Origin of the sequence: Mariniphaga sp. (assembly GCF_041687215.1) — a bacterium.
GTDB lineage: Bacteria > Bacteroidota > Bacteroidia > Bacteroidales > Prolixibacteraceae > Mariniphaga.
This window is the reverse complement of sequence record NZ_JAWLCI010000021.1, coordinates 25155-38397: the sequence shown is the minus strand read 5'-3', so window position 1 is coordinate 38397 and position 13243 is coordinate 25155. Positions and strand designations below refer to the sequence as shown.

Sequence of the window (13243 nt, the reverse complement as noted above, 5' to 3'; positions counted from 1 at the left end):
ATTCATTATGAACATCCTAACTTTCGACATCGAAGAATGGTTCCATATACTCGATAATGAATCGACAAAAACCATCAATGAATGGAAGAACTACGAAGTGCGCATCCACCTAAACATGGAGCGCATTTTCAATATACTGGAACGCACCCATACCAAAGCCACCTTTTTTCTGGGAGTATTAAGATTTTACAACTAACTTTGACTTTGGCAAAAAACAATACCTATGTCAAAATTTCAAAATATAGTTCAGGCAGGTGAAGGACTTCAATCGGAGTTTAAAACATCGTTCAGAGAAGATGTTATAGAAACGCTTGTTGCCTTTTCAAATGCAAAGGGTGGGTCTGTGTATATCGGGATTTCGGACAAAGGCGATATTTCCGGCGTTAGTATCGGTAAAGAAACGCTTCAAAACTGGATAAATGCAATCAAAAATAAAACGATGCCGCAAATTATTCCCGATGCTGAAATCCATACCGTTAATGGGAAAAATGTAGTATCCTTTTATGTATCTGAATATCCTGTTAAACCGGTATCAACAAGGGGCAGATATTATAAGCGTGTGGGTAACTCAAATCATTTGTTATCGGTTAACGAGGTATCGAACATGCACCTGCAAACCATAAATTCCAGTTGGGATTATTATCCACGCCCGGGAAAAACATTGGCTGATATTTCAATTGAAAAGGTTGAGAAAGTGATGAATAGCATTATGCAACGCAATTCAAATATACATTTTGATTCCGCAGAAGAATTTCTCATCAAAAATGAACTTTTGCTTAAAGAGGATAATATTTCAAACGGCTGTTATTTGATGTTTTGTAAAGAGGATAATTTGTTTACGACCATTCAACTCGGCCTTTTTGCTTCCGAAATTGTTATAAAAGATGACATCACCAGTTCGGGGGATATTCTCACCCAGGTTGATGAAGTGATGTCGTTTGTAAGGAAACATATCAATAAAGAATTGATTATTACAGACAAGCAAATTGAAAATATTCAACGCTGGCAATATCCGCTCGAAGGAATCAGGGAATTAGTGCTTAACATGATTATTCACCGCGACTATACATCTTCAAGTGATAGCATTGTTAAAGTATTTAACGACCATATCCTGTTTTTCAATCCCGGAGGCTTGCCCGATTCAATTACAATTGAACAACTTTTGACAAACAACTATGTTTCAACTCCACGGAACCGGCAAATAGCAAAAATAGTGAAGGAAATGGGCTGGATTGAGAAATACGGAACCGGTATTAAACGTGTTCGCAACATGTTTGTTGAATATGGCCTGAAACAGCCACTTTTTGAAAGTATTCCGGGAGGTTTTGCAGCAACTGTTTTCGCAAAAAATAAAAATGTCGTAGATAATGTCGTAGATAATGTCGTAGATAGTGTCGTAGATAAACGACGCAAAAAAATCTTAAGCCTGTTAAAAGAGAATAGCAAATTATCGGCAAAAGAACTATCCTTAGACATTGGCGTTTCAAGCAGGACAATTCAGCGAGACATAGACAAATTAAAGGAAGATAGAAAGCTTAAGCGGGTGGGCGGTGAAAAAAATGGTTATTGGAATATTATTGATTAAACGCTTCTTATGAAAATCCTCACTTTCGACATCGAAGAATGGTTCCACATACTCGATAATGAATCGACCAAAACCATTAACGAATGGAAAAATTACGAAGTGCGCATCCACCAAAACATGGACCGCATTTTTAATATTCTGGAACGTACCAACACCAAAGCCACCTTTTTTTGCCTGGGCTGGATAGCCGAAACCTACCCGGAGGTTGTAAAGGAAATTGTGTCGCGTGGTTACGAGGTGGGCACCCACGCCCGCATGCACCAACTGGTGTACGAGCAAACTCCGGCTGAGTTTGAAAAAGATTTGGAGTATTCCATAAAAACCCTGGAGGACATAACCGGGCAAAAAGTAAAATACTTTCGTGCCCCGGGTTTTTCCATTACCGAAAACGAAAAATGGGCCTTCGAAATACTCGTTAAACACGGCATTGAAGTCGATTCCTCCATCTTCCCTGCACCTCGTGCACACGGCGGTTTCCCATCATACAAACAGCCCATTCCTTCAATTTTAAAATACAATGGAATTGAATTAAAGGAATTGCCCATTAATTATTCAATACTTGCAGGCAAATCCATCATCTTTAGTGGTGGCGGTTATTTCAGGTTATTTCCTTATGCATTAATTAAAAAATGGACAAAGCAATCGGATTACGTGATGAGCTACCTCCACCCAAGGGATTTTGATGCGGAACAACCCGTAATCAAAGAATTATCAGTTTTCCGTAAGTTCAAATCGTATGTAGGATTAAAAGGTGCAACAGCCAAACTCGAAAAATGGCTCTCCGACTTTGAGTTTGTGGATATCGGAACAGCAGTAAAAAACATTGAATGGGATAAAGTACCGTTGGTGGAGTTATAGGGTCGCGCGGTTTTTAACCGCACATTCAAACGCTCCTCGGAACCTGTCATTGCGATTCAGTGACACTCAGGATTCAGGAGTGAGCGAACTGAATCCTGCAAGTGGAACTAATCCCGATGAAAACGGGAGGAGTGACTCCGAGGAACGAAGGAGTCAGGACAAAACAATCTGCCCGCTCCCGCACCAACCAAACTTAAAACCACAGAACCAAAAAATTAAAAAAAATGCAATTTCGCACTTACCAGACATACATTGCCACCAACAAGTACAACACAGTTCTTTATACAGGAGTAACCAATAATCTTGTTCGTCGTATGGAAGAGCACAAATTCAAACAAAACCCTAAAAGTTTCACAGCAAGGTATAACATTGAAAAGCTTGTGTGGTATGAGAATTATACAGATATTGGAGAAGCAATTGCAAGGGAGAAACAGATCAAAGCCGGAAGTCGCAAAAAGAAAATCCAATTAATTGAAACCATGAACCCGGAATGGAAAGACCTTTATGAAGGTTTGGTGTAAATATGAACAGATTGCTTCGCTCCCTTCGTCCGCTCGCAATGACAGCCTTGGACGAAGCCGGGGTGGTTAAAAGCAAACAACATTCACCAAAGGATAGCATCCCTATCCCCAACAGCCGCCTCCAGGTGCCGAACCACAGCACCCAACTTCGGCAGGGATGCCATCCCCGCCGCCAAAAACCTGCGCAAACTGCCGCAGTTGCTGCACCGCTCTCCTAACTTTCCCCTCCTTTAACGGATTTTGTTTTGGAATTGGATGTTGATTAAAGGAGGGGTGGCTGAAGTCCGTATAAAAAGTTAATCTTTAGCAGATAAAATATGGACGAAGACGGGGTGGTAAAAATTTAAGCCGCAACTAAGCAGGCGATCCGCCTGCTGGAGGACTGGGTGATAAAACAACAATTGAGCAGGTGATTCAAAATCACCAGCTCAGCGCCAAAGGAACCGTCCGTTCCAAAATAAACCTTATTTTCCTCGTCCTCAACCTCAGTAGCAGCCCACCACACCCCGCCACAAACCTTATTCACCTTATTTCCCGTAATAAGGTTAAATAAGGTTGGGTTTTCCGGGAATCCACAAACAACTAAGGTTAAACTCCTAAAAATAAGGTTTATCTGCACCACAAGGAACCGTTCTTCTATGTTGTAAAGCAAGCTTTTAATTAAGTTTTTTCATATTTTCCCTAATTATTCTATAAAATCAGACATGCTGATATTAATGCAATGTTGGAATGTTGAGAACTTTTACCTTAAAAAATAATTGATTAAAAAGTTGTCAATATTTCAACATCGTTTACTGACTATAAAAACAATCTTCTATTAGCAAACTAGTTGCAATACCTTGTTTAATCTATTATAGTTGGCAGCCGCACTCTCTCAGTTGCAAACCTTTGGTTGCAGAACGGTTCTAACGGACTATGCCTGGTATTTTTGTTTTTATAGCAGATTTAAATTTATCCGATGTATATCTCATATTTCTTTCGTTCTCTTAATACAAAAGCCATTCTGGCAAGAAGTTTTTTTGCAATCCGGACAATTGCTTTGTTGCCGTCCATCCTTTTGCATAATTTATAATAGCTTGCCATTAGTGAGGGGTCTTTACCAATGGCAATCCATGCATCTTCAACCAATAGCGTCCGTAAAGCTTTGTGCCCACGAGGGGTGATATCCCCATGGCGCTGCTTTTCCCCGGATGAGTTAGTAGAAGGTATAAAGCCAATATAGGAAGCCAATTTATCTAAACTACTGAAGCGTTTGATGTCAACTATTTCTGTCAAAAACCTCATTGTGGTATTTTCTCCGATACCGGGAATACTTCTTAATAAATCACAATCTTCTTTAAACCTTTCCGTTTTTGACAATGCTCTTATTTGCCTGGTAATAACCAGTAATTCAGAACGCAATGATTTGATTTGCCTTATTAATACACCCAGGGCTTCTTTTCCACTTTGGTCTTTGAGTTCAATTGATTCAAGCCAGCAAATAAACTTTTTACTCCAGTGCCGTTTAGCATCAGAGAATTCCTCAGGAAAACGTATCCCGTAAAAAAACAGAAATGCTTTAATACGATGCTTGTTCCGGCGAAGGTCTTTCGCTATTGTAAATCTTGCCCGAACTAAAAGCCGATTCTCTAATGCAATATCAGAAGGAACATAAATAGCTTCAATATCCCCGTTTTTCAAAGCCCGGGCAATTTTCTGGCTATCCCGTTTGTCTTCTTTTTGTCGTTTTTCCTTGTCGGTAGTCGGTATGTCTGCAGCATGGGTAACAATTGTATTAATCCCTAATTGCTGAAGTTTTTTCTGTATCCAAAACCCACAAAAACCAGCTTCATATGCAGCATGGTAAATACCTCCTGGAAAGTACTCATGAAGATAATTGGATAATTGTTTAGGTTCAGGATCATGACTAAAAGTTTTGTGAAAAATGTCTTCAACTAAAATAGTGGTTTTCCAACTTTTATTGTGAACATCAATTCCACAATAAATATTTTGACCCTTGAAATCCATTTTATTAATTTGTTTTGGCATAAGTTTTTATTTTAAAATTATGAAACTACTAAGTTAAAACAGTAGCTCCGATACTTATGCTTTACAAACATAGGGTCTCTCCAAAAACACCGAAGGTATCCTCATGGGAGAAAGGTTCCCTATGTATAACTACTTGCGTTTCATCAAATCTCGTCTCATAAGGCCCGTACCTCGCGGTCGCCAAAAAAACGTATGGATATTTTTTGCTGTTCGTTCATTTTTTAATTACGGTGTATAAAACTAACCAAACTTTCAAATATCTACAACCGTGCCGGCCGAAATAAACGTTTGAACTTTTAATTAGAAGAATGAAAAAACACGTTTATGTACTACAGAAACACATTCAGCATTAAAAAATACCTGCTCATCAAGATTAAGTTTTAAGCCCGGTTTAGCCCATGTACTTTTGGTTAGTGAAAACAATTAAACAATCATTTTTAAAATTAAAGTCATGAAAACAAAAGTATTTTTAAGTATCGTTTTGGTTATTCTAATTTCTGCAACCACACTGGCGCAGGAAAACGAAAAACGATTTGGGTTTGAACTCAGCAGTGGGGTATCCATGGCCACCAACAAATTAAGTGAATCAACCCTGAACCCCGGTTTTGGTTTCGAAGGAATTTTCCATTACCAGTTTATGCCACATCTTGGAGTTTACGGTGGTTGGGGATGGAACCGTTTGGGAGCCGAAGAATCATTTGCCGGAAATGATGTCTGTTTTGAGGAAACCGGTTATGTTTTGGGATTGCAGTTCAAGCATTCGTTCGGTAATTCTCCGGTACAATACTACCTGAGGGCCGGTGGATTATACAACCACATTGAAACCGAAAACAGCGACGGAGATGTTTTCAACGACACAGGTCATGGTTTGGGCTGGCAACTGGCAGGAGGTATTGATGTACCCATGGGCAAAAACTGGAGTTTTACACCAGGCGTAAAATTCAATTCGCTCTCCAGAGATTCGGAATTCGACGGAGTTACAAGAGAATTAAATCACAACTATGTTTCCTTACGAGTTGGATTTCTCAAACGGTTTTAGAATTAAAACTTAATGCCGGGAAGGAAACTGATTCTCTTCCCGGTTTCCTTTTCAAAATCATGAAATCAAAATCACTGAAACCGCTTGCAGCAACCTTCGCCCTGAGTGGAGTTTGGGACACCATCGCAGGGCTGCTTTACATTTTTGTTATTGGAACAGGCCGGCCAATTGAGAATCCTCCAACACATCCGTTCTACGCCGTTTTTCTGGGGTCGTTTTTTTTGTGCTTCGCTTTCCTCCAGTTTTTATCTTCTTTCAACATTAGGCGGTATGCGCTCAATGTGGGCTGCCTGATTATCGGAAGGTTGTTTTACATATTTCAACTCTATGCAAATATGCTATTTGTACCGGATTTCCCCGCAACATTTTGGTTTACCGGAATCATTGACAGTCTGTTCACCATGCTGTATATTGTTTTTGCTTTCCGGGGCGGATTGAAAATGCGTGAGTTGTTTCTTCCTGAAAAAATAAAAAATTCGTAAACGATTCGTTTACAGTTTAATAGTACATCCAGTACCCCTTAAATTCACCTTTTGAGTTGTATTCCAGAGCGGGGAAGGGCAGTTTCACAAAGGTCATTCCTTTGAATAAAACTTTCAGAAACCCGGAGTTGGTTTTTATTTTAGTCCAGTCCACATCGAGCGAAAACAAGTACTGCCGGTAACGTTCCGTTTCTGGAATCGCAACCCCATTGTAAGCTAAAATATTCTCAAATTCGCCATACATTCCGTTGGCGCCGTACCCAACAGCAATATTCAGCCAGTCCGGTAACCGGTTCTTTCCGGCAATCCTGTTCAATGGCAATGAAAACCAATAGGTATGGCCGTTATAGTCTTTTAGTAAGCGGTTCATGGTTGTCTGGCCAAAGTACCCGTTCGAGTTTTTTGAATATTTCGATTCCCAATAGCTGAATTTATACTTTACCAACTGCTCGTTAAACAAAAGTTCCTGGCCAAAAACAAGAACAGAACCCATTGTATTGGCAGCAATATCGCCCCACGAAAAACCATATCCTTCGTGTATTCCGTCCATAATTTCAATGGGAAACTGCAGTACAAATCCCAATGTTGAACCAAAAATGAGCGCCTCTTTCCGGGTGGTGCCCAGTTTTAATAACCCGAAATAACCGATATAGCTGTACACGTAACCTCCGAACATGTGGCCAAACTTGTCAACCTGCAAATACCCCGCATTATCGTTGTAAAAATGAAACGGAACTTTTTCCTGGCCTTTATACCAGGTTTGCCCTAATGTATAAAATGATGTAACGGTATAAATGCCGGTAAAAACCGAGGCCTTAAGAGCTGTCCTTTTTTCAGTTTTAGTTGTGTCGGAAATTGTTTCAGTTTCATCGGCTTTGGAAATAAACGGATTCATTAATAAGGTGAATAAAAACAGCCAAAGGATTTGTTTTTCCATATTTGATAATCCGGTATTAAATAGTGTAGCGATTATTTCTCTTCATAAAAAAATACCTGCTTCTATATTTTTATTCAATGCACTGATAAAACGAGCCATTGAACCACCGTCAATAACATCATGGTCTATCAGCACCGTCATGTTCATTATTTCCCTAATCTCAATTTTGTCGTTTTTTACAACCGGCTTTTTTATTACCGAGCCAATTCCAAAACAAATTGGGTGAATGGAAATAGGAACAAACCAGCCGTTTATTTTCCCGTACATGCCCAACGATGTTACGGCAACATTGCCCATTTTTGCAAACAGCATTTTGGGCCGTTTTAACATGAATTTCCAGATTGTCCGCCGGATAAAACCCGGCAAATGGTAGTAAAATCGTTCTGCCCGGGTTGCTCTTTTTTGAATAACAATCTGATTATCTGATAAAGTTTCCTGTTTCGTTTCGCTTAAAAGTTTGGTAATCTTTTCAATTTCAAGTGTATTCGCTTTTTCTATTACAACCGGCAAAGGAACTTTCTCTCCGTTTATTTCTTTTTCAATGAGGAAAGAAATATTTACATCGTCGAAAACAATGGTTTTCTGTTTTCCAGCCAGGTTGGCAGCAATAGCTTTTTTATCTGCAACGGTTTGTCCGATAACTTTTATCAGCCAGGCTATAAATGAAATTTTTCCGACATCTTTTTTGTATTTTTTGATTTTTTCTTTGGCTGAAGTCACATCAATCTCCAGAAAGGCTGCAACATGATGCTTTTTCTTTCCCATTTCGCAAACATCAATGGTAGCGATTCTTGATTTTGGGAATTTATGGATTTTATATTCTGACATGAGTTCGCATGTTGCACGTTAAAATTGATGGGTATTCATAAAGCTGTTTATTGCATTCATTAAATCATTTTTATTTTCCAAAAAAGGAAAGTGCCTGACATCGGAACCCCACAACTGCATATTTGGAAATGCCACGCCCTTGTAGTGTTCAGCGCCAATGGCCCAATCGTTTTTGCCATAATAAAAAAGTACCGGTTGTTTGAATTCCGGAGTAAATTTGCGAAAATCATCCCAATATTCAGGTATTTCCAAAATTTTTTCACTTTGGTCGCTGTTCCAGGTGTCAAAACCGCTGTACGTTCCATTCATCCGCCGGCTGTTTCCCTGTGCATCAAAAAATATCTTCCACATTTCGCCCTTTTCGCCAAGAACCGGCATTATTGCCAGCATCCTTTCATAAACCGAAACGGTTGTATCCCTGCTAAAAGCAGGTGTATCGTCACCCGTCAGTTCAAATGCCTTTGGCAGCCAGCTGTTTTTAAAACTATCGTTCATTGAAAGGGTGCAGTTAATGAAAATCATTCCTGAAATGACCCCGGGATGACCGTTTGCGTACGCCATCTGAAGAATACCACCAAAAGAATGTCCCAGTGTTAACCAGCTCTGAATACCCAGCGATTCGCGAACCTCTTCAAAATCCATTATCATCCGTTGCAATGAATAATTATTGTCTGCCGGACTTGAAGAACGGCCAACTCCCCGTTGATCCAGATAAATCATTTGAAAATGTTGTTCCAGAAAATCGCCTGAAAACGCTTCCAGCCAGTAACTTCCTGAACCTGGGCCTCCGTGAAGATAGATACAAGCGGGGCCGGACCCTTTCATATTAACATATAATTTTACGCTGTCGGAAGTTGTAATGTATTGCTCTTGTGAATGAACCGAAAAAACTAAAATCATCAGGAAAAGTAAAACAGAAACAAACTTCATAATTCATTAAGTTGGATTTTATGGTTTGACGTTTCATTCACTTTTAAGTTACAATGGATTAAAATAAAGGTTGTTGAAATTCCCCATCCCCCTTTTAAGAGGTAAAAACACCAATTCAGCATCAAAAACAACACCGTCAGCCAATTAGAATTGTGCAGGATTTTGACTCAACCTACTTTTACACTATAATCTTTAATCTAAAAAAAATGAAACGAAATTATTTCATGCTCATCGGAACCCTTTTCCTTCTTTTGGCGGTCTGCGAAATGAAAATGGCCGATCAAAAAAGATGCTTTCGGTTCATGGAGAAAAATTCAAAAAGTATAACCATTCTTCAGGTTAACAGAACCAGTAAATTCATTGATTTCACAGGGGAAATTACACTGTCGGATAATGAAATTGAATTCAGGTTGCTAAATGAAAACAGGGCGTTTTATGCCATCCGGTTTCATTCCATCGACACATTTTCGGTTGACGGAACTTTTTGTGCCAGGCCAGGATGCAGGAAAATAGAAAGCAGTAGTTTTGACTGCGTGTTTGCACTGATTTTAATCGTTTTTGCTGTGCGGGGGGGATTGGAAAAACCTCATTTTTCTCCTCCAGGGCATAACCACAATGAATAAAAATCTGAAGGTTATATCAATCAATATGGTCACTTTTATTCTGATAATTTTGAGTCTGATAATTTCTGTGATTCTTTATCTGGTGCTGATTAGCCCCGGAAAACCTGATGTATTCAAAGATGAAGACGGGAATATCCTGGAAAGCAGCATCTCCGAAAAAATATTTGTTCCCATTGGCGGAGTGAAGCAAGGAATGTTTATCAGAAGTAAAAATACGGACAATCCTGTTTTGCTTTTCGTTCATGGCGGACCAGGCTTCCCGAATTACTTCCTTTTTGAAAAATTCAAACCCGGCCTCGAGGATTACTTTACCGTCTGCTACTGGGAACAACGTGGCGGCGGACTTTCTTACACGTCCGAAGTAACCATAGAAAGTATGACATTGGAACAGCTTACTTCCGATGCCATTGAAGTAACCAACTACCTGCGGGAGCGGTTCGGGAAGGATAAAATTTACATCATGGCCTGGTCGGGCGGAACGGGCATTGCGTTGCCTGCAGTAGCAGAGGCGCCACAACTTTTTCACGCATACATTGCCATGGCACAAATAACCCGGCAACGGGAATCGGAAAAAATTGCATACCAATTTATGTTAAAACATTACACTGAAATGAACGATCAAAGGGCAGTGAAGGACTTGCTCCGGTTTAACCATTTGGAAACGGAATCAGACTTAATCTCTTTTTACAACTCGGGCACCCGCGACAAGCTGATGCACAAGCTTGGCATTGGCACCATGCGAAGTATGAAATCGGTTTTCATAGACATCTTTCTGCCCGTTTGGACATGCAGGGCTTACACACTCAAAGAGAAATATATCATCTGGAAATCGAAGCTCATTTTTCTGCCTAAAACCAACCTGAAAATCCAGGCCCTCAAAACTGATTTTTCCGAAACTTATCCCGAAATTAAAGTGCCTGTTTATTTCATGTGCGGCAAACACGATTTAACGGTGAATATTGATTTGACCAAAGATTATTATAATCGTCTTGATGCCCCCCTGAAAGGATTTTACACGTTCGAAAATTCGGCACACGGCCCGTTGTTTGAAGAACCCGAGCGGTTCATGGAGATTTTGGTGAAAGGCATGCTAAAGACTGATATAAGTTTAGCTGATTCTAATACGACCGAACAAGTAACCGGGCATTAAATCGAAAAGCTTGATTAGCCCAAATTTTAACACGTTCAACTCATATTTTTTCACCTTCAACACAAACTTCTTTTTTTTATGAATTACCCTAACTACTTTTAGTCCGGTTTTCAGCAAAAAATAAAATATGACATTTAAACAAATACATAAACTCATTCCCTTCAGCAAACTTTTAAAGCTGGTGCTGGGCATGGCTTTGGTTTTGCAGCTAACTGTTATTACCTACAACCATTTTAGCGGATATCACGAGCTGCACAATTTCACCGAGTTTATACTCAGGGTAATCAGAGGGATTATTTACAGTATGATTGCGGGATATGCGCTTTCATACCCCGACCTTTTGGTGATTCGATACCTGAATAGGAATTTACAGTGGAGTAGGGGTGCACTGAAAAGGGCAGTCATACAATTTGCGTTAATGTTTGTAATTGCCGTTACGGTTTCTTCACTATTAACAACATTTGCCCATTGGGTAAATAACTATCCGCAAGGATTACAAAACGTTTTGTTCAATAACATGCTTATTTACACGGTTGTAAATGCCTTTTTTATGTCAATTCTGGAGGCCTGGATTTACCTGGATGAAAGTATGACTGAAAAGGTTAAGGCTGAAAAACTTCAGCAGGAACTTATACAGGAGGCGGCAAGCCGGGCTAAGTACGAAGCTCAGATTCAAATTGAGGAAGAGAAAAATAAATATGCCCAAAAACTAATCGAACAGGAGAAAAACCTGAACCATCATCTTGGAGAAGAAATAGAAAAACGGGAGATAATTACCAAACAACTAAACGAAAGCCGCGGGCAGTTGAACAGTATCCTTACAAACCTGGCCGGCGCAGCCTACCGTTGTCATTTCGACGAGCAATACACCATGAAATATATCAGTGAAAAGATTTTCGATATTTCAGGGTATCACGCATCCGAATTTATTGAAAATGCTGAACAATCATTCGCCGCAATTATTCATCCCGACGATCAGGACTTTTGCAGGCAAAATATTCAGGAAGCCGTTTCTAAAAAATCTCAATATGAATTTGAATACAGGATTATTCATAAAAGCGGACAGGTAGTTTGGGTAAGCGAAAACGGAAAGGGAATTTATAACGCCAGGGAAGATCTTACCTTTTTGGACGGAATTATTATTGATATTACAAAAAGGAAAAAGGCTGAATTTGCCGCTGCCGAAAGCGAACGCAATTATAAAGAGCTGATGGATCTTCTGCCGCAGCCCATTTTTGAACTCGATATCGAAGGAAATATTCTGTTTGTAAACGACTCGGGCAAAGAGTTTTTCGGAATAGTTATGCCTGAAAATTCCGAAGAAAAAATTTCGGCGCTTCAATTTATGGTGAAGGAGGATGTGCCCAGGGTTCAGAATGTTATAAAAAAACCTGACGAAACAAATCCATCTACGCCAAACGAATACACTGTAAAAAGACCCGACGGCACACATTGCCCGGTGCTAATTTATGGTTCACCCATAATCCGAGACGAAAAAGTTGTTGGAAGACGCGGAATAATCATCGACATTTCAGAGAGAAAAAAACAAGAGCTTAAATTATTAAAAGCAAAGGAAGAACTGGAACGGATTAACAACACGTTGGAACAAAGCGTTGCCGAGCGCACAAAACAGCTAACCGAAGCAAATACGCAGTTGTTGAAAGTTCAAAAGGAGAATTTGCAGTCGCAGTTTGAAGTGTTGAAACAGCAGGTTAACCCGCACTTCCTTTTCAACAGTTTGAATGTGCTGACCTCGCTCATTAAAATTGACCCCGATTTGGCCGAATCTTTTACAGAAAGACTTTCGAAAGTGTATCGTTATGTGCTCGAAAACAAGGAGAAAGACCTGGTAAGCCTGAGCACCGAACTGGAGTTTTTAAATGCCTATCTGTTCCTGTTGGAAATCCGGTTTATGAAAAAACTGATTATCAACATAAACATTGACAAGTCTTACTCCGATTATCAGATTCTACCCATTGCCATTCAGTTGATTATTGAGAATGCCATTAAACACAATACTTTTTCGAAAGCTCTGCCTCTGAAAATTGAAATATTTGTGGATGAACAGCAGCGGTTGAATATTATTAACAATCTTAATGTGAGGGAAACCAAACTTGTTTCTACGGGAGTTGGACTCGAAAACATCAATCGCCGCTATGCGCTTGTGTCGGACCAAAAACCCAAGTTCATAAAAACCACGGAACATTTTATTGCAAAACTTCCTTTGCTGAAATCGGAAAAAATTGAAACAGAATAAAAAAC

At 39.7% G+C, this 13243-nt stretch carries 14 protein-coding genes; 9 read left to right on the top strand and 5 right to left on the bottom strand.

Annotation, left to right across the window (positions count from 1 at the left end):
* Positions 1 to 7 precede the first annotated feature (7 nt).
* The 4 genes from ACESMA_RS09455 to ACESMA_RS09440 all read left to right on the top strand — a co-directional run bounded on the left by ACESMA_RS09455 (position 8) and on the right by ACESMA_RS09440 (position 2964).
* A complete protein-coding gene (locus ACESMA_RS09455; RefSeq protein ID WP_372948556.1) occupies positions 8 to 196 on the top strand; it encodes a hypothetical protein in 189 nt (62 codons plus the stop codon).
* Positions 197 to 223: 27 nt separating this feature from the next.
* A complete protein-coding gene (locus tag ACESMA_RS09450; protein WP_372948555.1) occupies positions 224 to 1585 on the top strand; it encodes an RNA-binding domain-containing protein in 1362 nt (453 codons plus the stop codon).
* 9 nt (positions 1586 to 1594) lie between these two features.
* The gene (locus ACESMA_RS09445; RefSeq protein WP_372948554.1) at positions 1595 to 2443 is read left to right on the top strand and encodes a polysaccharide deacetylase family protein; all 849 of its coding nucleotides are present in this window, start codon (positions 1595 to 1597) and stop codon (positions 2441 to 2443) included.
* Between the two features lie 224 nt (positions 2444 to 2667).
* Positions 2668 to 2964, top strand: a complete 297-nt coding sequence (locus ACESMA_RS09440) for a GIY-YIG nuclease family protein (protein WP_372948553.1) — start codon at positions 2668 to 2670, stop codon at positions 2962 to 2964.
* Positions 2965 to 3307: 343 nt separating this feature from the next.
* Here ACESMA_RS09440 and ACESMA_RS09435 read toward each other — a convergent pair whose 3' ends face one another.
* Together ACESMA_RS09435 and ACESMA_RS09430 are read right to left on the bottom strand one after the other, a co-directional pair.
* Complete coding sequence (locus ACESMA_RS09435; protein ID WP_372948552.1) at positions 3308 to 3616, bottom strand: hypothetical protein; 309 nt, start codon at positions 3614 to 3616, stop codon at positions 3308 to 3310.
* A gap of 299 nt (positions 3617 to 3915) precedes the next feature.
* Complete coding sequence (locus tag ACESMA_RS09430) at positions 3916 to 4992, bottom strand: IS110 family transposase (RefSeq protein ID WP_372948551.1); 1077 nt, start codon at positions 4990 to 4992, stop codon at positions 3916 to 3918.
* Between the two features lie 451 nt (positions 4993 to 5443).
* Between ACESMA_RS09430 and ACESMA_RS09425 the strand changes: the two genes are divergently transcribed.
* Entirely contained in the window at positions 5444 to 6031 is a 588-nt protein-coding gene (locus tag ACESMA_RS09425) for an outer membrane beta-barrel protein (protein ID WP_372948550.1), read from the top strand.
* A 59-nt stretch (positions 6032 to 6090) separates the two neighbouring features.
* Positions 6091 to 6513 carry a hypothetical protein gene (locus tag ACESMA_RS09420; protein ID WP_372948549.1) on the top strand — a complete coding sequence of 141 codons (423 nt, stop codon included), beginning with the start codon at positions 6091 to 6093 and terminating at the stop codon, positions 6511 to 6513.
* A 16-nt stretch (positions 6514 to 6529) separates the two neighbouring features.
* On the opposite strand, the gene ACESMA_RS09415 is transcribed toward ACESMA_RS09420, so the two are convergent.
* Genes ACESMA_RS09415 through ACESMA_RS09405 form a run of 3 tightly spaced genes read right to left on the bottom strand, consistent with a single transcriptional unit; the run spans position 6530 to position 9208 of the window.
* Positions 6530 to 7450, bottom strand: coding sequence for a DUF2279 domain-containing protein (locus ACESMA_RS09415; RefSeq protein WP_372948548.1), 921 nt, complete (start codon positions 7448 to 7450; stop codon positions 6530 to 6532).
* A 42-nt stretch (positions 7451 to 7492) separates the two neighbouring features.
* On the bottom strand, positions 7493 to 8278 hold the full coding sequence (locus ACESMA_RS09410) for a 2-oxo acid dehydrogenase subunit E2 (RefSeq protein ID WP_372948547.1): 786 nt from the start codon (positions 8276 to 8278) through the stop codon (positions 7493 to 7495).
* 18 nt (positions 8279 to 8296) lie between these two features.
* Positions 8297 to 9208 carry an alpha/beta fold hydrolase gene (locus ACESMA_RS09405; RefSeq protein ID WP_372948546.1) on the bottom strand — a complete coding sequence of 304 codons (912 nt, stop codon included), beginning with the start codon at positions 9206 to 9208 and terminating at the stop codon, positions 8297 to 8299.
* A gap of 206 nt (positions 9209 to 9414) precedes the next feature.
* Here ACESMA_RS09405 and ACESMA_RS09400 point away from each other — a divergent pair, with 206 nt between their 5' ends.
* The 3 genes from ACESMA_RS09400 to ACESMA_RS09390 all read left to right on the top strand — a co-directional run bounded on the left by ACESMA_RS09400 (position 9415) and on the right by ACESMA_RS09390 (position 13238).
* Positions 9415 to 9831, top strand: coding sequence for a hypothetical protein (locus tag ACESMA_RS09400; protein ID WP_372948545.1), 417 nt, complete (start codon positions 9415 to 9417; stop codon positions 9829 to 9831).
* Positions 9824 to 10981 carry an alpha/beta fold hydrolase gene (locus tag ACESMA_RS09395; protein ID WP_372948544.1) on the top strand — a complete coding sequence of 386 codons (1158 nt, stop codon included), beginning with the start codon at positions 9824 to 9826 and terminating at the stop codon, positions 10979 to 10981. The genes ACESMA_RS09400 and ACESMA_RS09395 overlap by 8 nt, the downstream gene beginning before the upstream one ends.
* Positions 10982 to 11108: 127 nt before the next feature.
* A complete protein-coding gene (locus ACESMA_RS09390) occupies positions 11109 to 13238 on the top strand; it encodes a PAS domain S-box protein (RefSeq protein WP_372948543.1) in 2130 nt (709 codons plus the stop codon).
* Positions 13239 to 13243 lie beyond the last annotated feature (5 nt).

Coding starts and splice junctions, on each gene's coding strand:
- ACESMA_RS09425 (WP_372948550.1), top strand. CDS start 5,444: ATGAAAACAAAAGTATTTTTAAGTATCGTTTTGGTTATTCTAATTTCT.
- ACESMA_RS09430 (WP_372948551.1), bottom strand. CDS start 4,992: ATGCCAAAACAAATTAATAAAATGGATTTCAAGGGTCAAAATATTTAT.
- ACESMA_RS09420 (WP_372948549.1), top strand. CDS start 6,091: ATGAAATCAAAATCACTGAAACCGCTTGCAGCAACCTTCGCCCTGAGT.
- ACESMA_RS09400 (WP_372948545.1), top strand. CDS start 9,415: ATGAAACGAAATTATTTCATGCTCATCGGAACCCTTTTCCTTCTTTTG.
- ACESMA_RS09405 (WP_372948546.1), bottom strand. CDS start 9,208: ATGAAGTTTGTTTCTGTTTTACTTTTCCTGATGATTTTAGTTTTTTCG.
- ACESMA_RS09395 (WP_372948544.1), top strand. CDS start 9,824: ATGAATAAAAATCTGAAGGTTATATCAATCAATATGGTCACTTTTATT.
- ACESMA_RS09415 (WP_372948548.1), bottom strand. CDS start 7,450: ATGGAAAAACAAATCCTTTGGCTGTTTTTATTCACCTTATTAATGAAT.
- ACESMA_RS09410 (WP_372948547.1), bottom strand. CDS start 8,278: ATGTCAGAATATAAAATCCATAAATTCCCAAAATCAAGAATCGCTACC.
- ACESMA_RS09440 (WP_372948553.1), top strand. CDS start 2,668: ATGCAATTTCGCACTTACCAGACATACATTGCCACCAACAAGTACAAC.
- ACESMA_RS09390 (WP_372948543.1), top strand. CDS start 11,109: ATGACATTTAAACAAATACATAAACTCATTCCCTTCAGCAAACTTTTA.
- ACESMA_RS09445 (WP_372948554.1), top strand. CDS start 1,595: ATGAAAATCCTCACTTTCGACATCGAAGAATGGTTCCACATACTCGAT.
- ACESMA_RS09455 (WP_372948556.1), top strand. CDS start 8: ATGAACATCCTAACTTTCGACATCGAAGAATGGTTCCATATACTCGAT.
- ACESMA_RS09450 (WP_372948555.1), top strand. CDS start 224: ATGTCAAAATTTCAAAATATAGTTCAGGCAGGTGAAGGACTTCAATCG.